The sequence below is a fragment of the Francisella uliginis genome, assembly GCF_001895265.1.
GTDB lineage: Bacteria > Pseudomonadota > Gammaproteobacteria > Francisellales > Francisellaceae > Francisella > Francisella uliginis.
Window position 1 is genome coordinate 1,590,019 of sequence record NZ_CP016796.1, and the last position, 23,765, is coordinate 1,613,783.

Here is a 23,765-nt window from a genome sequence, read left to right on the forward strand (position 1 = left end):
TTTATAATAATTCCTTTAAATCTTCTTCAAGAATAACATCAACACCTAAATCTTGTGCCTTTGTAAGTTTGCTACCAGCATTATCACCACAAATTATCATATCTGTTTTTTTAGAAACACTTGAAGTGACTTTTGCGCCGATTGATTTTAGAAGCTGAGTAAGTTCGGTGCGATTATAATTTTCAAAAGTACCTGTAATAACTACAGTTTTACCTGCAAAATTATCATTATTCTCTAACTCTACTTTCTCAGGATTTTGTATATCAATTCCAACACTTAGAAGATCATCAACAATATTTATATTCAGTGAATCTTGCCAAAAAGAAACGATATTATTAGCCATAATCTCACCGATATCACTAATTTCCACTAGCTCTTCAATAGTTGAGTTTTTGAAACTATCTAAACTACCAAAATGATTTGCTAATGCTTCTGATGAGACTTCACCAATATCTTTGATTCCTATAGAGAAAATAAATCTTGCTAAACTTGGAGTCTTACTTTTAGCAATAGAATCTAAAACATTCTGTGATGATTTAGCTCCCATTCTTTCTAAGTTAATTAGTTGTTCAAAATTAAGCTTATAGATATCAGCAGGATATTTAATCAAATCTGCAGCAACTAGCTGTTCTATTAATTTTGCTCCTAGCTTATCAATATCCATAGCTTTACGTGATACAAAGTGCTTTAATCGTTCTGTAGTTTGCGCTTGGCAATGCCAACCACCTGTACAACGATATATAGCTTGATCATTGATATTCTCTATCGATGAGTTACATACTGGGCAACATAATGGCATTTCTACTACTTTAGCATCTGATTTACGATATTGCACTAATGATTTAACAATTTCAGGGATAACATCCCCTGCTCTACGCACTATTACCCTATCACCTACACGAATATCTTTACGTCTAATCTCATTGATATTGTGCAAGGTTGCATTTGAGACTATCACACCACCTACAGCAACTGGTTTAAGTCTAGCTACAGGAGTAATAGCCCCTGTTCTACCAACTTGAAACTCTACATTTAAAATCTCTGACTCAACCTCTTCTGCTGGAAATTTGTAAGCAATAGCCCACTTAGGACCTCTTGCGGTATAACCAATAGCATCTTGTAATTTAATATTATTTACTTTAAAAACTAAGCCATCAATATCATAAGCTAAATCCGCACGTTGATGACTCATTTTGTGATGATACTCTTCAAGCTCTGCAAAATTTTTTGCTAAAAACATATTATCACTAATAGTAAAGCCAAAATCTTTTAACTGATTCATTAAATCAAACTGTGTTTCTGGATGGGTAAAGTCATTTGAGAAATAACCTATGCCATAGCTATATAGTTTTAATGGTCGCTTTGCTACAACTCTAGAATCTAACATCCGAATACTACCAGCAGCAGCATTACGTGGATTTGCAAAAGTTTTATTTTCATTAACCTGCATATACTCATTAAGAGCTAAGAAACTTTGCTTATCTAATATAATCTCACCTCGAACCTCTAACTCTTCAGGTGGATTTGCTGTATTTAGTTTAAGTGGAATATTTCTAATGGTTTTAACATTTTCAGAGACCTTCTCACCTTGAATACCATCGCCACGCGTTACAGCGTAATCAAACTCACCATTTTTATAAAAAATGCTAATAGCTAAACCATCCATTTTAGGTTCGCACTCAAGCTCAACGTCATACTCAATTTTCTCATAGAAATCTTTAAGTTCTTCAAGACTAAAAACATTGGCTAAAGAAGTCATCTTCTTTTTATGTTTAATAGTTTCAAAACCAGCTAACACCTCGCCACCAACTCGATCAAGGACTGAATTTATAGGTTTAAGCTGAGGATTCTCATCAACTAAATCTTGAAGCAATTTAAAAAGCTTGTCATAATCAGAATCAGAAATTATCGGCTTATCCAAAGTATGATACAGATAGCTTTGATGATTAAGAAAATCTGCAAGTTTATCAATATTTACTTTTAATTCTGCCTGACTAAGGTCACTATATTTTATAGAAAGAAAATCATTAACATTCATATAAATAAGAATGGTCTATAAGTTATTTTATAAGGGATATTTTATACTATTTAATTACTTTGCATAAGGCAAAATCAATCAAATATTTTAGATAAAATAAAATATAAATCTCTTATTGTTGGTATTAAAAACATTGTCATCAAACTAACCATATGATATAAATTCACGTTGTGAAAATGAGACTGTATACATTATCAGGTAACAGTACTTATGATTAGCATCGATATTGACCTAATTTTATAGGCAATAATAGTTAAAGAATTAATTTAAAAAAATGGACTTGATTTATGCAACAGGTACCTAAGTATGTAATTGTCGGCGACGGCAATGTAGCATCTCACATATGCTACTATTTCGAATGTTTAAAATTAGATTTTGAACAATGGTCTCGTAAAGAAGATATATCTAGATTAAATAATCTACTCGATAGAGCTACTCATGTTTTAGTTTTAATTAAAGATGATCAAATAGAGAGTTTCATAGAAAATAATCTTTCTAACAACTTAGACTCTTTAATTATCGTCCATTTCTCTGGCGCGCTAAGCATTGAGAATGCAATTGGTGCTCATCCACTACAGAGCTTTCCTGATAAATGCTTATACACACTAGAAGTATATAAATCTGTCCCATTTATTATAGATAATAAAGATATAAAGTTTAGTAAACTTTTACCTGGACTACCTAATCCGTCTTTCTCTATAGATAAAGAAGAAAAGCCTTATTATCACGCAATGTGTGTTCTAGCGAATAATGTTACAGCTTTAATCTGGAAAAAGTTTTGTACTGAAATGGAGTCTCGCTTCAACATTAACAAAACTCATCTAATTCCTTACTTAGATAGGACATTTAAAAACATCAAGCAAGATCATCATGCCATATCTGGACCGATTTCAAGAGGAGATAAGGTAACTTTACAAAAAGATCTTGAAGCTCTGAAAGATGATGATTTTTATAACTTCTTTAAGACTATTGTTAATCAATTTACAACTAAGGATAAAATATGAAATCAATTTTAGACTTCGAAAAAGCTAAAATAAAGCAGCAAAAAATATCCATGATTACATGTTATGATTACTCTTTTGCGAATATTATCAACAATACTGACATTGATTGTATTCTTGTTGGTGATAGTGGTGGTATGGTTTTGCTTGGTAAAGAAAATACTACTCATACTACTTTATCTGATATGCAATTTATGACAAAAGCAGTAGCTCAAGGAGCTAAAAATAAGCTTATAATTGCTGATTTACCATTTATAAGCTATAGACAGTCACTTGAGATAACAATACAATCTGTAGCAACTCTGATACACTCAGGTGCCCAAGCAGTCAAATTAGAGGGTGCAGCTGGTAATTTAGATACTATAAGATATATTGTTGATTCTGGTGTTCCTGTAATGGGTCATATTGGCTTAACTCCACAATTCATAAATGGTTTAGGTGGATTTAAAGTCCAAGGTAAAACTGAAGTTGCTGCTATAAAACTACTAAATGAGGCAAAACAACTAGAAGAAGCTGGATGTTTTTCAATAGTATTAGAATGTATCCCTGCTAAAGTTGCTAAGAAAATAACACAAGCTTTAAATATCCCAACAATAGGTATAGGCGCTGGTTCAGATACTGATGGTCAAGTTATTGTCTTGCAGGATATGCTAGGAATGAACAATGATTTTCAACCTAAATTTGTAAAGAAATATATGGATGCATCTCAAGCTTTTAATAAAGCGATTAACTCTTATGTTGAAGAAACAAAAGCAGGTATTTTCCCAAGTAAGGAGCACACTTATGATTATAGCTAATAATATTGAAAATTTTCAGCTAGTAAGGTCTAGCTTTAGTAGCGAGAAAAAGATTGGTTTTGTTCCTACTATGGGTACTTTACATAGTGGTCATATTAGCTTAATTAAAAAAGCTCAAGCAGAAAATGATTTAGTTATAGTTAGTATTTTTGTAAATCCGACACAATTTAATAATGAGTATGATTTTCAAACTTACCCTAATAATTTAGAGCAAGATATAAAAATACTAGAGTCTCTAGAGGTAGATATATTATTTAATCCTAATCAAAAAGATATCTATCCAGATGGCGATTCTCTTAAGATACTACCTAATATTGAAATAGCTGATATTTTAGAGGGTAAAGCACGCCCTGGACATTTTAGTGGTATGTTAACTGTAGTTCTAAAACTTTTACAAATAGTTAAGCCGAATAATTTATATTTAGGTGAAAAAGACTATCAGCAACTAGCTTTAATTAGGCAACTTATAAAAGATTTTTTTATTGATACTAAGGTAATTGGTTGTTCAATAGTTAGAGAAGACTTTGGACTGCCTCTTAGCTCAAGAAACAAAAACCTATCAACCTCGGATATCGAGATTACTAAAGTGATCTACAACATCATAAAACAAGATAATTTTTCTAACTTAGAAGATCTCAGTAAGAAAATTGAAGCTACAGGAGCAAGACCAGAATATATAAAAGAAGTAGATAAAAGAATCTTTTTAGCATTTTATGTCAATAAAGTACGTTTAATTGATAATTTTTTAAAGGAGACAGGACCATCATGCTAATTTCAATGTTAAAATCAAAAATCTCATATGCTACAGTAACAGGTAAAGATCTATTTTATGTTGGAAGTATAACTATCGATAGTGAGATAATGAAACAAGCTGATATTGTAGAAAATGAGAAGGTTCAGGTTGTAAATCTAAACAATGGTGAACGCCTAGAAACATATGTAATAAAAGGACAAGCTAATAGTAAAACTATCGCGCTAAACGGCCCAGCTGCGAGAAAATGTGAAATAGGAGATCAACTTTTTATAATCTCATATGCACAGATTAATCCTAGCAAAGAAACACTTGAGCCAAGGCTAGTTGATTTAAAACACGGAGAATAAAATATGATAGTATGCATTGATATCGGAAATACACATATATTTGGTGGAGTTTTTATAGGTGATGAGATCAAATATAACTTTAGATATCCCTCAACTACACCATGTACTTCTGATACTTTAGGCATATTTTTACTTTCATTTTTTGAAAGAAAAAAGCTAGATATCGAAGATATTGAAGCAGTTGTGCTATCTTCAGTAGTTCCTCATTTAGAGTATTCTGTTAACTCTGCATGCAAAAAGTATTTAGGAATCACTCCTCTTGAGCTAAAACCTGGAATAAAAACAGGACTCAAACTTAGTATTAAAAACCCGCTAGATTTAGGTGCAGACCGTGTAGCAAATTCAGTTGCAGCAATGTCGCATTTTCCTGCAAAAAATATTATTATCGTTGATTTTGGTACTGCTACTACTATCTGTGCTATCTCAGATAACAAAGCTTATATTGGTGGTGCGATCTTACCTGGAATTAGCCTATCAATGGATAGCTTATCTAGAAAGACAGCAAAACTATCTGATGTCACAATATCAAAACCTGACTCTGCTCTTGGTAAGACAACTATCTCACAAATCCAATCTGGTTTAGTCTATGGACAATTGGGTGCCATCAAAGAAATAGTTAGTCGTATATCTAATGAAAGTTTTTCCAAAAGCTCTCCTGTATTAATAGCTACAGGTGGTTATGCTCACTTATTTGAAAGCGAAAAATACTTTGATCTGATTATCTCAGACTTATTACTTCATGGTTTAAAAATAATTTACAAGATGAATAAGTAAATTCTCACTCTATTAGATGTTGTATATTTGAATTTCTAGTTACTGATTTTTTTATAACTTTATTGAATATCTTTAATTGGCTAACTATGTCCGATTTTCTCTTAGCTCTAGTTATCGCTGTGTATATAAGTTGCTTTGTTAAAGCTTCATTATCATTATCAGGTAATATAATAGCTACCTCATCGAACTCTGAGCCTTGAGTTTTATGAATTGTCATTGCATATACTGTTTCATAATTAGGAAGCATATTCAAAGAAAACACCCTATCATCTTTACCATCAAAATATGCTCGAAGCTTACCACTTGAGTCTGGCCAAATAATGCCAATATCTCCATTAAACAAACCTAATGAATAGCTATTTTGCGTTATCATAATAGGTCTGGCTTTATAGTTAGAATCTATTGTTTTACCTAATAATTTTTCAATCTTCTGGTTTAGCCTATCTGTACCAATATCTAGATTTTTATTTGCTACTAATATTCTAAATTTACTTAAAATTCCTAAAGCTTCTTTGTAACCGCTACATTTCTCTAAAGCTTTATATTTATTTGCATAACTTTTGAGGAGCTTATCCATATCTTTTGAATCATAAAAGTTAATATTTTCACCTTCATGCTCTGCTTGTAAAACCTCACCCATCAATACACTATTTGCAAGGTTATTTATATTTTGCTGTGAACGATAGTTCTTTAGAAGCTTGGTTGTATATTTTGGTATATTTCCAGTTATATCAATAGTTAAGCTTGCTAAAAGGCTTCCTACTTCTACTGATGGTAATTGATTAATATCACCTAATAATATTAATTTAGTATTTTCACTAATGACTCGTATAAGTTTGATGAAAATATTTATATCTAGCATAGATGCTTCATCGACAATAATCACATCATAAGGAGCTTTTGCTTCTTTATGATACTTAATATATTTTGAATTTGGTCGTAAGCCTAAAAAGCGATGTATTGTTTGGGCTTCTAATTCTTTTAAATAGCTAAGAGAATCCTGACTAAATTCGGGAATAACTGAAAGATCTAAACCACTAGCCAAAGTTTTCCTTAACGATTCTGTCATCCGCTGTGCTGCTTTACCTGTCGGTGCTAAAAGCGCTATTTTCTGCTGTTTATCATTAAACATTTGCATAGCTAATAGTAACTTTGCTACAGTAGTTGTTTTACCTGTTCCAGGTCCTCCAGAAATTATGCTAAAGTCATAGTTAAAGCTATTTAAAACAGCTTGTTTTTGATAATCTATCTCTTCAGTAGTTTCAAACAGTCTAGATACAATCTCATTAAGTTTAACATTATCACAGCAAGCTATGTTTTTACTAGTTTTTTGTCTAATAAATTCTGCAATTTCTTTCTCATAACACCAGAGTCTTTTGATATATAAAGAATCAAACTCTTTAGCAAAATAAATAGGTAGCTTGGTATAATCTATAGAGTCCAAAATATCTATAAGCTCTTTATAACTAGGTAGCTTATACCCTTCTTTTAACTCTTCATCACCTTCCTCAGAAGCAAAAATAGTTTTATCTGCTAAGTCTTTTATCTTAATACAACTATGTCCATAACTATAAGCTGACATAAGCTCCATTAGTAAATGAAATAGCACCATATCTAATGAATTATTATCAATACACCAACTGTCATCCTGAACTTGTTTCAGGATCTTATTACTTTTCTGATCTTGACTATCTTTTAAAGATTCCGGATCAAGTCCGGAATGACGATTAATTTTTATTTGCTGACCTAAATTTTGTTTCCTAAATAAAGCCAATACATCCTTAGCAAAGAAAAAATCTACAGCTTGTATATTTGCTAACCTCTCTTTAGCTTTATGGAAAGTCTTATACATTAGGACCTCCATCTAATAAATTAGATAATTTACTAATAATTTTAAAAGATGGACTAGCTTGGTATATTCCATAACCATTTTTCATACCACGTAAATAGAAATAATATACACCACCAAAATGTTTCTCAAAATTATAATTTGGAATATTTTGTTTTAAATATTTATTTAATGCAACACTATATATTAGATACTGTAAATCATAAAAACTACTTTGGTTTTTCTCCTGCATAGCTTGTTGATTATAGTCTTCTAATTTATCTCCAAGATAATTTGATTTATAATCGGCAACGTAAAACTTACCATCATATTCAAAAATCAAATCTATAAAACCATGTAGCATACCAAAGATTTTATAATTACTTAATTCATCAACCATTATTGAGCTATTACGATATTCTTCTAAGATCTTAATAATATTATTTTTATAGAGTTGCTCATTAGTAATAGGAAAGTAGAATTCTGCTTCTTTGAGAGTTTTTGAGTTTGGAATATCTTTTAAGCAAAAGCTTTTATCATAGGCATTATACTTTGATTGTTTTGGCACCTCACCGCTATTATCAAATAAGCTATATTGAATATCTTCATTAGAGTTTAGCAATCTTGAACCAAATTCTGAGGTGTTACTATTTTTTATAGGCCTAATCTCTGCAACTAAACACTCTTCTAACCAAGCTTTTAAATTATCAAAATCTTCTGCAGCAACTACCCTATACCAATCCATTTGCTCTTGCAAGAGAGTATCATCAACTAGACCTGTACTAAAATCAGTATGCTCTAAAACATTATGTAATATATTACCTATATCAGCCCCTTTTACAGCTGTAAATCTAAACGCTAACTCATCTTGTGGTTCTTGAACTTCATTATCTTCTGACTCATCATTTTCTTTTTCTAAAGCTGTATTTTGTGCTTTTGATTTAGATATTTTTGAGAAAGATAACATCTCCCAATTATCATCTTTTAATTTTTCTATATCATTAGCTTTAAGATGCTGATTAACTTCAGTTTTATTTATATTTTTCAGTTCTAAGCTTTCAAAATTATTTATCTCTAAAAGTAAACTTTGATTATCTGAATCAGCTGTAATCTTTTGTACTTTTTCTCGCCAATCATTATCTTTCTCATATCCTAAAAACTGTGCTAGAGATGAATTCTCACTATTAGAGTATTTAGCTACTCCAATATAACATCTATGCTCAGCACGAGTTACTGCAACATAGAATAGTCTCATTAGCTCTTGTATAGTTTCTTGCTCAACTAGCTTTTTAGTCGTATCATCTTTACCAATTTTATAAACAGTTTGTTTTAGGTTATCATCGTAATATTTATTAGCATTATTTAAGTTAAGTTTTTTAGAACTTATATAGCTTGCAAACGGTATAAACACAACTGAATACTCAAGTCCTTTTGATCCATGTATTGTAATTATTTTGATAAGATTATCATCACTTTCTAGTCTAAGCTCGCCTTCTGCTGTTGATGAACTTTTAATCTGCTGACGATACCATTTAATAAGTTGATTCGGATGTTTATATTTATTCTCAGCAACTTTTATAAGCTCTGCTAGGTGTAATATATTTGTGATAGTCCTTTCTTTTGAAGCATCTCTTTGACTAAAACTTTCATGAATTAGTTGCATTATAAAAGCCATAAAACCATACTTATGCCATTTCATGCGTAGACTTTTAGCTTTTTCTATTTCCTCATCCCATGCTGAAATATCATCGTCTGTATATTTTATAAATTTATCAGCACTACCGCCTAAAAGACTAGTTGATAACGCTTTTTTAAGTAATGATTTACTCTCAAACTCATGAATTCCTTCCATTACAGCTAATATTTCTGTGGCTTCTTGACTATGATAGACATTATCTCTTTGACTTAGATAAACTGAACTTAATTTTTTATTACTCAAAGCTTGCTGGATTTCTCTAGCTTGAGTACCATTTTCAACCAGTATAGCAATATCATTTTCTGCTACTTTTTTAGAGTTTAATAACCTGACAATCTCATTAGCAGTCCATGCTGATAATTTGTTATCAATATCAGGCTTTTTATCATCTTGTTCAATATCATAATAGAAATAGTTCATTGGTTTTAAACCATCTTCAAAATCTCTAGCTTTTTCATTTGCCTTCGGTGATGCTTTAACTATCTGATATCCAATACCTTTACTAAAAATATCTTCTCCAAGCTTTCCCTCATCCTTAGATTCATAATCCTCTTTATAAAAAAGACGATTATAGGCTTTTATCATCTCGCCAGTTGAGCGCCAGTTAGTATCCATACTCCACTTATTTTCTTCTGGGCAACTAGCTTTAGCTTTTAGATATGTAAAGATATCCCCACCTCTAAAACCATAAATAGCCTGTTTAGGATCGCCTATCATTAGCAGCAATAGCTTACTGTTATCCTGAACCGTTTGCTGAGCGGAGTCGAAGCACAGAGTCTCACTATTATCCCCATCTTTGAGGGGTTCCGGATCAAGTCCGGAATGACTGTTGTCAGCTAGATCGGGATGACTAATATTTTTCAAAGGATAAATAGTATCCAAGATCTCATACTGCTGAGCATCTGTATCTTGGAACTCATCAATAAGAGCTACAGGATATTGTATTTGTAAAGTTTTTACTAAATCTGGAGATTTTTTAACACTTTGACGAAGCTTCGCAATTAAATCATCAAAATCTAGAACACCCTTTTGCTCTTTAGCTTTTGCAAAATCTTGACGGATTTTTAGGCATATTTCTTTAATAAATTGAGCTGATTTTTGCTGTCTAATTTCTAGTTGTAATTCTTTTAGCTCCTTGACTCCAACAAATATTGGTTTTACTTTAACTCCTTTAATCTTATTACCATTTGTAATTATAGATATATCATCTGGAAATGATGTTTCATTATCTAGTTTTAACCAATCTAAAATTTTATGATATTCTTCTACACGCTTTCCTTCAGGCTCACATTTTCCTAATTTAGATAAAAAGTCATCAACAATATCTTGATTATTAATAAAAATATCTAGTTGCTGTTTTTTACGGATATTAAATTCATCTAGACTAATAGGTTTATCGACAACTATTTGATGATTAGATCTAATAATATTCAATAAACCATTTCTATCTAAAAACTTCTCTGGCGTGTGAAGATTATATGCTTTGAGATACCCAAAGTTAGTTTTATTTTTATTGATATGCTTTCTAAAAAAATCCTCAACAACCTTTTGCAAAATATCAGAAGTATCAACCTCCATAGAGACATCCATCTCCATACCACTAGCAAAAGCTTGTTCACTCAAGACTTTTTTACAAAAACCATGTATTGTAAATATAGCTGCTTCATCGATCTCAAGTAATGCTCGTTTTAAATGTTTATAATTTTCACTATCAGATTCTTTTTTCTCATCCGTATAGCTAGCTAATACATTTCTAATCTCGCCCTCAACCCTACCAATAATCTCTTGGGTTGCATCTTTGGTAAATGTCATCACAAGAATATTGCTAGGTAGTAGCTTTTTCTCTAACAAAAGTCTGATATATAGCTTAGTGATATTAAAGGTCTTACCAGTACCAGCACTTGCCTCAATAATATGGCGACCTTGTAGGGTTATTTTATCTGCATCTAAATTTTTCATTCGTCAGATCTTACCTTAAAAATTCGACTAATAAATATAAAAAATAACGCTATTGCAGTACCGCTAAAAGTCTCTATCAATCTCAAGCCAGTATTTACAAATGGCGAGTAACTAGGTTGATATAATCCTAAAGCAACAATTACGCCAGCATTTGCACTACTCATTTTCACAGCATTCTCAAGACCAATCCCTGCTGTAATAAAAACACTAATGGCAACAGCAAAAATCATAACTAAATAATAATACCCAAAGATCGATGTAAAAATAAAAGCTGTAACTCCCCCAACTACTGACCCAACCAATATCTGAAAGGCTGCTGAGTAAGAATCCTCTATACTTAACTGCAAGATTGTAGAGACTGTAATCAAACACCAAAAACCACCAATAATTGACTGACCACTATGTAATACATCCGACACATAAAAGCCAAATAGAAAACATATACATGCTGCTATAGCAATTTCAAAGCTGATGTATATATTCTTATATAGTGGCGGTGTTTTGCGAAATCTATCTTTAATTTTCATTTATAACCTCAAAAAAATCTCTATAAATTTCTTCCCCTTCAAAATCCTCAACTTTTGGAAACTCATTATAAAAAAGCTTAAAATACTTATCTTTATCAAGTGACTTATAATTATTTTCATCTGAAATAACTTTATTCCAAGCCTCTTGTTTTTGTTTATCTGACTTTTTATATTTCTTACCATAACTCTCTCCATCAGCTAGTAAAGCCTCTGCTAAAGATAAGTAAACAAGCTTTGGTTGGTCTACTATTTGCATAGCATTTCTGACATAATACCCTAATTTCTCTTTTGCATTAGAGTATAAAATTTGAGGTAATTCAAAAGTATCTGTCTTTTTATTCTTATCCAAATAATGATAAATAGCAAAAATATCTTTTTGCTCATGATATGCTACTAATAAGGCTGTCAAATATAACTCAAACTTATGTTTTATACTAAAAGTAGAAGTTGTATATAGTAAGACTTGATTACCATTAATATAACAGTTTGTCTCTAACTCTAACCCAAGTATTTCTTTTTGAAAATATTTACTCTCATAACTTGCCAAATCCATCGAATCTAATAGTTTTTGAATATTTTCAACTTCTAAAGCAATCTCATCATTAGTTAATACAGAATCTGGAAATTTACCACTTAATTTTGCAACCTTTTTTGTTTTATTTGTATCTCCACCATCTCTTAAAACATCAAATAAGTCTTGCTTTAAACTATGCTTCTCAAGATTATCCATATCAAAAGGCTCGCTATCTTCTAGCTCTTCAAAATTATCTTCAAGATATAAGTCTAAACTATAGTTTGCATAAGCTTTTAAAGGATTTTCAAAAATCTTAAGTAATTTAGATACTGTTAGACTTTGTGGTAATTTACTACAACTGTCACCCTGAACAAGGTCACTGAGCGGAGTCGAAGTACTCAGTGACCTACTAGAATCAAAAAAAACCTTAGGCTCTGCCTGTAATAAATTAAGCCACGCATTATCATAACTTCTGTACTCGTCGGAATAGCATTTTGGACTAAAAGCATGTAATGGATACTCTTTTATATCACTAACTATATTCTTTCTTTCAGATTTCGGTTTCTGTTTGTCTTTAATTTCATCATCAAATGTATACCAATTATAATTTGCTCTCAAATAACTAATTAACTCTTTAAGAACTAAGCTAGGCTGTTGCTCAACATTAGTCTTAACACTTCTACCAAGATAACTAAAATATAAATAATCTCGTGCTGATAATATTGCTTCTAAGAATAAGTATCTATCATCATCTCGTTTAGTTCTATCACAAGCTCTTCTTCCTAGCCTTGCCATTAAATCAAAACTGATTGCTGACTCTTGGCGTGGAAATTTACCATTGTTCAAACCAAGCATCGCCACAACTTTAAAAGGAATACTTCGCATTGGCGTCATTGAGCAGAAAGTAACTTTTCCATTAAGAAAGTGGTTATTAATAATTGGCTCAGATAACTGTGAGATTAAACAATATCTAATAGTATATAAATCAATAAGTATATCAGCAGATATTTCTTTAGCAGTCTCAATTGTCTTAGCTATAATATCCTTTATTTTTTTAGCTATGTATTGCTCTTCTTGTGTGATATCAAAAACATTATCAAACATCTCTAAAAGATAAGTATGCCAATCCTCAAGGCTTCTTGTCTCAAGCAATTCCTCTGAGTATGCTGCTAAAAGCTCTAATAACTCATATAGCCCACCTAATTCAGCTACCTCACTACCCTCGATAATAGGTACAGTCATCAAGCTATCATCAATAATATAGTTTTCATCACTATAGCTAAATCCAAGCATTAGCCTCTTTAGCCCCCAGCTCCATGAGAATGTCTCACCATCATTACTATGATGGATACACGCCTCTTTTAACCAATAGCGTATAGTTTCTAACTGTTCATTTGAGATTTTAAATTTATGCTGTATTGCTGGAACTGATAAGTAATCTAATATTTTATTAACCTCAAAATCACTCTCTGGCAACTGTAGAAGTTCTATAAAACTAGCAGCTAATGGTTCCGAGTCAAGTAACGTTCTATCTGCTATTGAACATGGTAGCTTTTTATCTTCAGCATACCTCGAAAATACACTATCAATATATGGTGAATAATCCTCAATATTTGGACACATTACCAAAATATCGCGAGGTTTAATATCTGGGTTATCCTTTATCATATCCAAAAGCCTATCGTGCAAAACTTGCACTTCTCTAAGTGGACTATGACAAGAGTTAATAGTTATTGAAGTATCTTTTTGCTGTGCATAATTTTGACAATTAAGTTCAAGTAAATTTCGTTGTAGACTAACTAGTTGGCTTTGATTATTATCTTCAAGTTTTTCAAAATTCAAATAATCCTTATCAAACTTCTCAAATACTGCTAACTCATTCTTTTCTTCATTATCTAATAACTCATTAAAAAATTCTTTGCCCTGCTGACCTAAGTTTGCTAAAAGAGGCTGTATTTCATAATCATCATTATCTAACCAAGCAGAAACTTTATCTTTCTTTAAATCATACCAATATTCACTACATGGATTAATATACAAAATATTCACATCAATATGCTTAGCTAATGCAAATATAAAATTAAGATTTTTCTTTGAAATACTATTTATCCCAAAAATATAGATGCTATTAGGAACTTTTATATTTTTTAAACTTTCTTTACTTAATAATTCTAATGCTTGGGCTTGTATTTTATGTGGTGTTGCTGGAGCTTCTGTAACCAGTCTTTGCCAGAGTTGCATTTGCCAAAGCTCATCAGTCTCTTCTTTAACAGGATTTATAAATTTATTCTGTTCCCAAGCTTCTAACCAATCAGTACGATAAGCTAGATATTTTGAAAAAACTTCAGCTATTTTTGCTGATAATTGATATTTTTTTAGATCACTATTTTTATAATATTCTTTAAGCTTATCATTACCAATATCATCCAAATGCTTAAAAACTCGCCAAGTTAGTATATCTTTCGTATATGCTTTTTTATACTCATATTTATTAGTTAGCTCATAGCAAATATCTAAAATATAACCATTAATCATGTCATACTTGAGATTCATAGCAATATTACGCGTTTCTGCTAACTGCATACTCAACCAATGTTGCATACCACGGCTACCAACTATTAATTGTGTTGGTGTAAATAAATCTTTTTCTTCAAGATCTAATAGCTTAGATAAAACTCTAACCAAATACTCTAGCTTATTTGACGGATAGGTATATAGTGACATTTTTCTTAGATAAGAATATTTATACAAAGTATTTTAACAAAATACTTTGTATATGATTAGATTATTTAAAATGAAGATGCTTGTGCTTTCTCCCATGATCTTTGGAAACTTTTTGGAATATTTCCTTCGACTAAACAGTTCTCAGGGATAAAGTCATATAAATCAACATATGATTTAACTTCATTTACAGATATACGTTTTTTTAGATTTTCAGGACCAACATCCTTAGCAGAGGTTAAGCCCATAGCTCCAATAATCTCAGCACATGATTTAATAGTTGCTTTATGGAAGTTATGAACACGATGTTTTTTCTCATCTACAACTAGAGCTTTCTCTAAACGTGGGTTTTGAGTAGCCACACCAACAGGACAAGTATTGTTGTTACATTGACGAGACTGAATACAACCAACAGTCAACATCATAGCTCTAGCTGAGTTACAAGTATCTGCACCCATAGCAAATAATCTCACCATATCGAAACCTGAAGCAACTTTACTACTTGCTACAATACGAATATCATCACGTATTCCACATCCAACTAATGCATTATGAACAAAGACTACACTATCTTCTAGAGGCATACCTATATGATTAGCAAACTCTACAGGAGCGGCTCCCGTCCCACCATCTGCACCATCAACTGTTATAAAATCTGGTTTTATACCAGTCTCCAGTATCGCTTTACATATAGAAAGAAATTCAACATGGCTACCAATACACAATTTAAATCCTACAGGCTTTCCTCCTGATAGATCTCTAAGCTCTTTAATAAAATAGCAAAACTCTTTTGGCGTCGAAAAAGCACTATGTCCAGGAGGAGATAATACATCCTGACCCATAGGTACACCTCTAATTTTAGCAATCTCAGGTGTAATCTTAGCAGCTGGTAAAACACCTCCATGAGATGGCTTGGCACCTTGAGATAGTTTAATTTCTATCATTTTGACATTATCTAAGGTTGCTTTTTCAGCAAACTTCTCTGGTGAAAATCTACCATCTTCAGTACGACAACTAAAGTATCCTGTACCAACTTGATATACAAGATCACCGCCTTGTAAATGGTAGTCTGTCAAACCACCTTCACCAGTACTATGACAAAAGCCTCCAAGCTCTGCTCCTTTATTTAAAGCCATAATAGCATTACCAGATAATGCTCCAAAACTCATCGAAGAAATATTCAGATGTGATGCCATATATGGTTGTTTACAATCAGGACCACCAAACTTAACTCGAGTTTCAACTTCACCTAAATGCTTGGGTGCTAGTGAATGTGTCACCCACTCATATCCTATTTTATAGATATCTTTCTCTGTACCAAAGGCTCCTGTATCATTAACCCCTTTGGCACGACGATAAATAGTAGAACGTTGTTCTCTATTAAAAGGTTTCTCACTTTCATTATCTGCAATAAAATACTGTTGAATTTCCGGACGTAAAAACTCTAAAATATAACGAATATGTCCAAGTATTGGGAAGTTTCTTAAAATTGAATGCTTTTTTTGCGAAAGATCATATCCAGCGATTATTACTAAAATTGCAATAAAGCCAATACTAAACCATATCGAAGCATGAAACAAAGAAAGAGATATTAAAACTATTATTACGAAAATGCCTAAACCAATATACCATTTTCTACGTTCACTTATATGCATGAGAATCCTTTTAATAATTATTTATTTCAATTATATTCACAAATACTCTAAGAGTCTAACTTGATTGCTTTTTCAATATCAATCTTGCATAACTGTTTATATAAGTCTTCACAATTATCCTGTACCTTTCTTTTAATAGTTATAACTGTATATAATAGTTTGCTAGCTAGTTGTGAATCCCACTCATCTATATGGAAATAATTAAACTCTTCCAAAAGTAAATCTGCATACCCTCTCAGCACGGCAAAATCCTTCTCTTGCTTTAGAAGCTCTTGTAATATATTTACCTGTAAAAGAATCTTTTGAGACCTAGTAATATCTTTAGTATTTTTTTCTAAGTCTAGAAGCTTAGAAAGTTTTTCGTCACCAAAATATTTATCTAACTCTGCTAGTTTTTCATTGAAGCTATCTACTTGTGTGCTCTTGTGAGAGCTGTCTTGTTTAACTCTAACCTTACCAAAAATGCTATCCAAACCTTTCATAATCCATTTAAAGGTCTCTTGAGTTATGAGTTGCTTACCATTTGAAAACTTAATATCAACAAGCTCTGGAAATCTAAAAACAATAGCTCTAATTTCAGATTGTATTAGTTTGCCACCTTAGTATAGTTTGTCAAACTCATCATTGAATTATAAATTATTCTATATAAATCAAACCAGTATGGATATTCACGAACCCAATCCTGACAAATATCTACTATACCTTGATAATTATTTGAATTAAGTAAAGCATTAAGCTGCTCTATATTTGATTCGTGAGGATAGCTTAATTGAGTGTTTTGTTTATCATCATACTCTGGAATTTGCCTTATCGTTTGCCAAACAGACTGAATTAAGACTCTAAACTTTTCTATATTAGCTTCTTGATTAAGATCCTTCACTGAAGAAAAATATAAACTAACTCTATCAAGTATTTCATAACTTAAATTTATTTGCTCATATGCCTTATCTATAGATGTTATAACATCATCTGGCTTTTCTACAGCTAAGTTATTCTCCGTAATAGTATCAATATCATTCTCATTTTTAGACTCTGTTTTTTCCTCAATATGTATAAACTTCTGAGATTTTTTTATCAGAAAGAATAAACTCTGATTTTCATTATCAAGCTTAACCATGTTACTATCAAGAATCTTTAGCTGATCAACTAAGGCATTTGTTTCAATAAATGTTTTACTTCCTAGAGAATCAAGATAAGAATGTATTTCTTCAATCAGCCAATCAATAGCTAGCCAACGACCATTAATACGACTAACTGGTGGATAAATATTTTCCCAATAGTTGACTATAAGATGGTTAATATATTCTAAACCAATATTTAAACCTTTTATTTCAAACTTATGCATTGCTGCTGCACAAAAGTAACATGCAACTTGTAGATCTCTACTTTCATTAGCTAAAATTTTTGTTGAAAGCTCACACACCTCAGTCCAATTTATAATAGTATTAGAGGCATTAGGATCATTTAACTTCGAAAAGATCTTTTTTAGTTGTAAAAAATTATCACCATTTCTACAGCTATTACTTAAAGGATCTTGCTCTTCTAAGTTTGGGTAGATAAGCTCTTTATATTTTATTAAATCCATTCTGACCTACCATTTGATAATATGTTACTTCCAACATGAACTTACATCGAAGTTCTGATCTTGAAGATTATTTTCCATTAAAAGTTTCTTATTCTTTTTATACTTCTCGATCATAGTTGGTAATTTCACATCTTTTAGTGATATTGGTATTGTAACATCTGTTATTCCATATGCTTCTAGCTCATTAGCAGGATCTGCAAATGAATCTGCGTTAACTACTAAATTTCCATTTTTATTTAAATCAGCTAATAGCTCCAAGATTGGATATTTCCCAGAAAAAGTTTTAGTTGCTGAGAAGCTATTAACCCCTTTAAAGTTAACTTGAATAGAGATAGATTTACAGCTTAAAACCTTACTAGGTATAGCAAAATCATAAGATGTGTTATAGTTTGTAAAAGTCTCTTTCTTACCATTACATACAAAACTATAAACTGTAGAGTAAGGTAAAACTTTTGCATCTTTATTAACACTTACAGGATCTGTATGAATCATAGTTTGGTTTCCTTGATTCTCTAGAGAGCTCTCTAAATTATGTGCTATATATACAATATTTTTATAATAAACTTCATTATTCAAATACTGATATACTGCTTTAGAGAATTCAATTTTTTGTCCATATATTTCTTTCGGAGCAAATGATTTAGTAGCAACATTATACTGTACAAAAGGATATACATATTTCTGCATAAATTTGAAAACATCACTTTTTCTACTATATAGTTGAGTAATAGTATCTGAATTAGATACTTTATCTTTTTTCAATATATCTTCATTCCATCTATATTGAATATGACATGCTGCTTTTTTTGATACTCCATATAACAATAAATCTAAATTATTCTTATAAAAGTTCCATGTTACATTATTTGAGTTAATAGATAAGTTCGGCATATCAGTATTAACAACTGTCTTTAAATTTTCAAAATTTGTATATGCTAAACGAGTATCTTTTACCGCAGGTATTGCACTATCTTTCTTATTAGCTGCTAGAGAAAACATCGTTTGAAAAGCAGACTGATCTCCTAATGTCACAGCTTGACTCTGTAATGAGTACACACTCATAAGATACTGATTAACCGCACTTAGGACTTTTTGACTATAACCTGGAATATGCTTTTGCTTATCTATTTCTTCTGGTGAAGTATTTAATTCACTAACTACTTTACTAATCCAGCTATCTTTATTCAACTGAACCTGCCTTTCAACAATGACTTTTGATAATGAAAAATACTTGTTTAGTCTTACAAATAGTTTTAACCATTCTGGTTTATCAATAAATAGATCCGAATCAAAATTTGTTGCTAATTTATTAGCATAATTAAGATAAAAACCATCAAAGCTATTTTGCTCTAAAATAGTATACCAAGCACTTTCTGTTGGAACTGTATTATCATTAGCTGTAAATTCTCGTGTAAAATCCTTCCATGCCTTATATGCAGCTAAACTATAGCTTGCAAAGAATTTTTGCGAATAAGTTCCTGATTTAGATGGACTTGTGTATCTATCAATATTTGCTACAAATTTATTAATATTTGGTAACATAGCTATATTAAATGCACTTTGAATCTCTGGTATATTTTGACCATCATACTCAGACCAAAAATTAGAGAGCTGTATAGGAGCTATGCTTTTAGACTGACTTGCCCATAATATAAGCCAATTATATGAATGATTAGATATATCCATACTATTTAAAAACTGTTCATCTTGATTTTTTATTTCTACAAGCTGTTTTTTATCATCATTCCATTTAATATATTTTTTGTATAAGTTACCATAACTATTGTTATCAAATGTTGCTCCCATTAAAACACTAGGCATTCTTAATGAATCAAAATTCGAAGTATTTCCTTCTAACTTTTCCTGAATTAATATTTTTGACTCAAGTAGTCTTCTGACAACATTTCCATAATGATTTTTATATTTTTCTTGTAAAGATAAACTTACACTCCCGGCTGTTGACTGAATTAACTGATTACGTATATGGTTATTAAAATCATATACATATTTATTCTCAAATTTATCAATAATATAATCAAAAGGTAAAGCGTAAGGCCATATAGAGAAAAACCAATCTTGTTTTAACTCTTTAACTTTATCTATATTTTTATCAATACGTGATATAACTTCAAAATTGTTTGTTAAATCTTTATTAAAAGATTTATTCTCAAGAGCATTTGAAACTTCAATTTGATTAAAAACTCTTAGAGTATGAGTATAAGCGAAAGCCAAGTATATAGTTATAGCTATAAAAACACTCCACCATGAAAAGAATGACATCTTCTTATAACTTTCTATTCTTTTTAATTTTTTATGAAGTGGTTTATACAAATTATTATCAAAAGCAAGCACATCATTTACAAGATCTTGAGTATATAACTTTTTGTTATTTGATCTAGTATAAATATTAAGCCCTACGGATTCTAATAATGTTCCATTATCTATATTCCTATTAATATCTAAACTATTTGAACTAGTTAAGAACATTCCTCTTAATAGTGGCTTATCTTTAGATGGTTGATCTTGCTTTTCTTTAATAAGTTCATTTGTAAAAGTTTGTAATTTATCTTCAATTTTTTTAATACTCTTCTCAAATAACAAAGCTCTCGGCAGTAAAGATCCATTTGTCTGTAAACTAACAGTATTAAAGACTTTGATTCTTTTAATAAGCTTTTCAACCCATAGTTGAACAATATTATTACTAGATTTATTAATTTGATCGACTTCTTTAAATAGCTCGCCAAAAGCATTATTAGTAAGTTTTTCAGGAAGTCCTAAAGAAAAAGATTCAAATCCTTGAAGTTTATCTGCTTTAGTTATCAATACATATATTGGATATCTCAATCCTAATTTATAAAATGAATGATCAATTCTTGATCTAATCTTTGCAGCATATGCTGATAGAGATTCATCTTCTCTCTGTAGATCTTCTATTGAAACAGTTATAATAAAACCTTTAAAATTGATCTTATTTAACCTAATAGCTCTTCGAATATTATTCAATAAAACTTCACATGAAAGAATAGATGCTCTAGAAGGCTTATCTAAAAAGATGTCCCCATTTATTTCTGTAGCTGTCAGATTCTCTTTACTCCAGCAATATCCATAAGAATTATTACTTTTTCCTCCAGTATTAAATAAACTTGATTTACCACTTTTTGTGCCTCCAAAAACTACAAACCATGATTGTCTTTTTTTATGAAGAGTATAATATTTCTTTGAATAATCAATAGCCGAATTAAAACTATCCAATAAAGAATGTCTAGAGAATTGTTTAATATCATCAGCATTTTTTTTATATATTCTATATTTAGCTATTATTAACTTAACTAACCAGTTAATAACAAATGTACCAACTAAAATAGCTACAAATATAATAAAGCCAAACCAAAAACTAATATCAAAAACTAAGCATAAATAAAAGCTCAATAAAAATAATATTACTAAACCTACAATAAAAATGTATTTTTTACTTTTTTCAAACATAATATATCTCTGTGAAACCTTTTACTAAAAATAAACCATTACAATTACATTAAAAATAACTGATACTATTACAAATGGAGCGATTGGAATTAACCATAAACCAATTTTTTTTGGTTTTAATTTTTTACTACTTTTCTTAACTTGTTCATTTTTTGTAGTTTTATAAATTGGGGTTAAAGCACAGCTATTTAAAGGTTTTTCAAATTCACCATCATACTCATCAATGATTAATTTATAGATCTTTTTTATCTTTTCATTTAATATCGTAATATCATTTGGCCTGTAAAACATACCTCGGAAACCTAACTTCATACAATAGTAATAGACTTCTAAAACTTCTATATTATTAGGTGGAGTATTACTTAACTTTTCAAAGAAAATCTCACCTGCTTCAGCAGTTCCAAAAAAGCTTTGCTGTAACATGGCTTTTTTCCATTCAGACTTCTCTTTCCAACTAGAACAAAGAACAGTTTCATCTATCCACGCACATATCGCAAAAAGACTATTTTGATAGTCTTCATCTTTATAAGTTATTAAAATTTCTCTTTTGGCTTCTTCAAACTTTAGATCTAAGTTTTCTCTAAACTTAGATATATCTAAATCTTTAAAATTATTGTTTTTTAGAGCTATAACATAAGAAATAATTTCACTATAGCTTGACATTAAACTCATTACTAAAACCTCACAGATACAAAATCAATTTGAATTTCATCAGCTTTCCCTTCACCGAAAGCTGCGATAGATTGAGACACCATGATATCTCGCCAGCTATCACTAGCTGAATCTAAATGCAAATATATACACGAAGAATCACTTGGAACACCATAAGGAGGCTCTGATAATACTTCAAAAGACACCCCTTTTAATGAATGCTCAACAATATGATTAATATTTGTCAATGATCCAACTTTGACTTGAGAGGCAACATCTAAGATTTCTACTTTGTTAAAGCTACCTCTAGTAGATAGTCTTAAATAATAATTTGTCCTAGGTGCAAATGCACTTGTTGGTAAGTTTGTTGAATAAAAACCATTCATATACTTCAATTGATAATACTGGCTAGGCGTAAATGTTATTACATCAGATAGTTTAAATATCAACTCTCTCAAAGAATCAAAATTTTCTGTTAAATTAGTATGATCATATTTAATAAAATCAACATCATCTAAATCAAGATCTGCAACAATGTTATCTAAACAAAAAGCTTTTAGATCTCCAACTAATTGCAAAAACACTTCAAATAGCCTTTTAGGTGTCACACAATCCGTATTTAACAAATGACTAATCAAGATAGCATATTTATCAAAAGTCTGTAGTGCTAATAAATTTGTCCATCTTCTATCTTGACCTAAGGAATCATCGTCTGATTCTGCCTGTAATCTATGCGCTTTTAACTGATTAGCTCTGGCTTTTAAATCATCTCGTATCGATTTAGCTAATAAGAATAACCTATCATAACTAGTTATATGCAAGCTTGGAGGTATATATTGGTTATCTAATATAATCTTTTTACCTGCTTGCCGAACCTTGGCAACATGTATCAACTCGAAATCAGATGCTAATTCAATTTCGTCACCAAACCATATTTGAATCACATAGAATAACCTTTTAACATGTGCATCTGGGCCATTAGAATATAGATCTTTTATTAAACCTGGTTCACTTAAATTAACAAATCTCGTTTGAACATTTTTTAAGTTATCTAGTGATTCAACTGTAGTCACATTGGCACTGTTACTAACATTTTTAACACCCATATAGATATTTAAATCTTCAGAACGATCAGACCATTTATCATCAAAGGATCTTGATACAACTACTGCATTATCACCGACTTCAAGTAATATTCCACTTTTTAAAAATACTGTTCCTGAATTTACACGGATCCTTTCATCTTTTAAGGCATTTTCATCTATGTTAAAACTATCAACACCCCAGAAATCCTTATCTACTAAATTAATATATCTTGATAAAGCTGCCTCACTTGACATATCTGACATCTGAAAATGTTGAGGCTGTAAAAATAGTCCTTGCTCCCAACTTACTTTACTTAAGAAACTCATTTATCAATCCCTCTTTTCTT

Annotated in this window: 16 protein-coding genes; 5 read left to right on the plus strand and 11 right to left on the minus strand. The window is 30.8% G+C overall.

Annotated elements, in window-relative coordinates; translation table 11 throughout:
• Position 1 precedes the first annotated feature (1 nt).
• Positions 2-2,038 (minus strand): NAD-dependent DNA ligase LigA, encoded by a 2,037-nt coding sequence (gene ligA / locus F7310_RS07440; RefSeq protein WP_072712908.1) that lies wholly within the window; start codon positions 2,036-2,038, stop codon positions 2-4.
• 287 nt (positions 2,039-2,325) lie between these two features.
• On the opposite strand from ligA, the gene F7310_RS07445 reads away from it, so the two are divergent.
• From F7310_RS07445 to F7310_RS07465, 5 genes are read left to right on the plus strand one after another with little or no spacing between them, the layout of a single operon-like run.
• Positions 2,326-3,042, plus strand: coding sequence for a DUF2520 domain-containing protein (locus tag F7310_RS07445; RefSeq protein WP_072712909.1), 717 nt, complete (start codon positions 2,326-2,328; stop codon positions 3,040-3,042).
• Positions 3,039-3,836, plus strand: coding sequence for a 3-methyl-2-oxobutanoate hydroxymethyltransferase (panB, locus tag F7310_RS07450; RefSeq protein WP_072712911.1), 798 nt, complete (start codon positions 3,039-3,041; stop codon positions 3,834-3,836). The genes F7310_RS07445 and panB overlap by 4 nt, the downstream gene beginning before the upstream one ends.
• Entirely contained in the window at positions 3,823-4,608 is a 786-nt protein-coding gene (gene panC, locus F7310_RS07455; protein WP_072712912.1) for a pantoate--beta-alanine ligase, read from the plus strand. The genes panB and panC overlap by 14 nt, the downstream gene beginning before the upstream one ends.
• Positions 4,602-4,937 (plus strand): aspartate 1-decarboxylase, encoded by a 336-nt coding sequence (gene panD, locus F7310_RS07460; protein ID WP_072712914.1) that lies wholly within the window; start codon positions 4,602-4,604, stop codon positions 4,935-4,937. The genes panC and panD overlap by 7 nt, the downstream gene beginning before the upstream one ends.
• A 3-nt stretch (positions 4,938-4,940) precedes the next feature.
• The gene (locus F7310_RS07465; protein WP_072712915.1) at positions 4,941-5,711 is read left to right on the plus strand and encodes a type III pantothenate kinase; all 771 of its coding nucleotides are present in this window, start codon (positions 4,941-4,943) and stop codon (positions 5,709-5,711) included.
• 4 nt (positions 5,712-5,715) lie between these two features.
• On the opposite strand, the gene recD is transcribed toward F7310_RS07465, so the two are convergent.
• The 10 genes from recD to tssK form a co-directional block, all read right to left on the minus strand.
• The gene (gene recD, locus F7310_RS07470; RefSeq protein ID WP_072712917.1) at positions 5,716-7,563 is read right to left on the minus strand and encodes an exodeoxyribonuclease V subunit alpha; all 1,848 of its coding nucleotides are present in this window, start codon (positions 7,561-7,563) and stop codon (positions 5,716-5,718) included.
• The gene (locus F7310_RS07475; RefSeq protein ID WP_072712918.1) at positions 7,556-11,194 is read right to left on the minus strand and encodes a UvrD-helicase domain-containing protein; all 3,639 of its coding nucleotides are present in this window, start codon (positions 11,192-11,194) and stop codon (positions 7,556-7,558) included. The genes recD and F7310_RS07475 overlap by 8 nt, the downstream gene beginning before the upstream one ends.
• Positions 11,191-11,721, minus strand: coding sequence for an FUSC family protein (locus tag F7310_RS07480; protein WP_072712920.1), 531 nt, complete (start codon positions 11,719-11,721; stop codon positions 11,191-11,193). The genes F7310_RS07475 and F7310_RS07480 overlap by 4 nt, the downstream gene beginning before the upstream one ends.
• The gene (gene recC / locus F7310_RS07485; RefSeq protein ID WP_072712921.1) at positions 11,711-14,959 is read right to left on the minus strand and encodes an exodeoxyribonuclease V subunit gamma; all 3,249 of its coding nucleotides are present in this window, start codon (positions 14,957-14,959) and stop codon (positions 11,711-11,713) included. Before recC ends, F7310_RS07480 begins: the two co-directional genes overlap by 11 nt.
• A 65-nt stretch (positions 14,960-15,024) precedes the next feature.
• Positions 15,025-16,611 carry an FMN-binding glutamate synthase family protein gene (locus F7310_RS07490; RefSeq protein WP_072712923.1) on the minus strand — a complete coding sequence of 529 codons (1,587 nt, stop codon included), beginning with the start codon at positions 16,609-16,611 and terminating at the stop codon, positions 15,025-15,027.
• 47 nt (positions 16,612-16,658) lie between these two features.
• Complete coding sequence (locus tag F7310_RS10765; protein ID WP_145951741.1) at positions 16,659-17,198, minus strand: type VI secretion system domain-containing protein; 540 nt, start codon at positions 17,196-17,198, stop codon at positions 16,659-16,661.
• Entirely contained in the window at positions 17,198-18,196 is a 999-nt protein-coding gene (locus F7310_RS10770; RefSeq protein ID WP_072712926.1) for a TssA family type VI secretion system protein, read from the minus strand. The genes F7310_RS10765 and F7310_RS10770 overlap by 1 nt, the downstream gene beginning before the upstream one ends.
• Before the next feature lie 24 nt (positions 18,197-18,220).
• On the minus strand, positions 18,221-21,682 hold the full coding sequence (locus F7310_RS07505) for a type VI secretion system protein (RefSeq protein WP_072712928.1): 3,462 nt from the start codon (positions 21,680-21,682) through the stop codon (positions 18,221-18,223).
• A gap of 24 nt (positions 21,683-21,706) precedes the next feature.
• A complete protein-coding gene (icmH, locus tag F7310_RS07510) occupies positions 21,707-22,354 on the minus strand; it encodes a type IVB secretion system protein IcmH/DotU (protein ID WP_072712929.1) in 648 nt (215 codons plus the stop codon).
• 2 nt (positions 22,355-22,356) lie between these two features.
• Positions 22,357-23,745: a type VI secretion system baseplate subunit TssK gene (gene tssK, locus F7310_RS07515; RefSeq protein ID WP_072712931.1), complete on the minus strand. Its 1,389-nt coding sequence runs from the start codon at positions 23,743-23,745 to the stop codon at positions 22,357-22,359.
• Between the last annotated feature and the right edge of the window lie 20 nt (positions 23,746-23,765).

Coding starts and splice junctions, on each gene's coding strand:
- ligA (WP_072712908.1), bottom strand. CDS start 2,038: ATGAATGTTAATGATTTTCTTTCTATAAAATATAGTGACCTTAGTCAG.
- F7310_RS07445 (WP_072712909.1), top strand. CDS start 2,326: ATGCAACAGGTACCTAAGTATGTAATTGTCGGCGACGGCAATGTAGCA.
- panB (WP_072712911.1), top strand. CDS start 3,039: ATGAAATCAATTTTAGACTTCGAAAAAGCTAAAATAAAGCAGCAAAAA.
- panC (WP_072712912.1), top strand. CDS start 3,823: ATGATTATAGCTAATAATATTGAAAATTTTCAGCTAGTAAGGTCTAGC.
- panD (WP_072712914.1), top strand. CDS start 4,602: ATGCTAATTTCAATGTTAAAATCAAAAATCTCATATGCTACAGTAACA.
- F7310_RS07465 (WP_072712915.1), top strand. CDS start 4,941: ATGATAGTATGCATTGATATCGGAAATACACATATATTTGGTGGAGTT.
- recD (WP_072712917.1), bottom strand. CDS start 7,563: ATGTATAAGACTTTCCATAAAGCTAAAGAGAGGTTAGCAAATATACAA.
- F7310_RS07475 (WP_072712918.1), bottom strand. CDS start 11,194: ATGAAAAATTTAGATGCAGATAAAATAACCCTACAAGGTCGCCATATT.
- F7310_RS07480 (WP_072712920.1), bottom strand. CDS start 11,721: ATGAAAATTAAAGATAGATTTCGCAAAACACCGCCACTATATAAGAAT.
- recC (WP_072712921.1), bottom strand. CDS start 14,959: ATGTCACTATATACCTATCCGTCAAATAAGCTAGAGTATTTGGTTAGA.
- F7310_RS07490 (WP_072712923.1), bottom strand. CDS start 16,611: ATGCATATAAGTGAACGTAGAAAATGGTATATTGGTTTAGGCATTTTC.
- F7310_RS10770 (WP_072712926.1), bottom strand. CDS start 18,196: ATGGATTTAATAAAATATAAAGAGCTTATCTACCCAAACTTAGAAGAG.
- F7310_RS07505 (WP_072712928.1), bottom strand. CDS start 21,682: ATGTTTGAAAAAAGTAAAAAATACATTTTTATTGTAGGTTTAGTAATA.
- icmH (WP_072712929.1), bottom strand. CDS start 22,354: ATGAGTTTAATGTCAAGCTATAGTGAAATTATTTCTTATGTTATAGCT.
- tssK (WP_072712931.1), bottom strand. CDS start 23,745: ATGAGTTTCTTAAGTAAAGTAAGTTGGGAGCAAGGACTATTTTTACAG.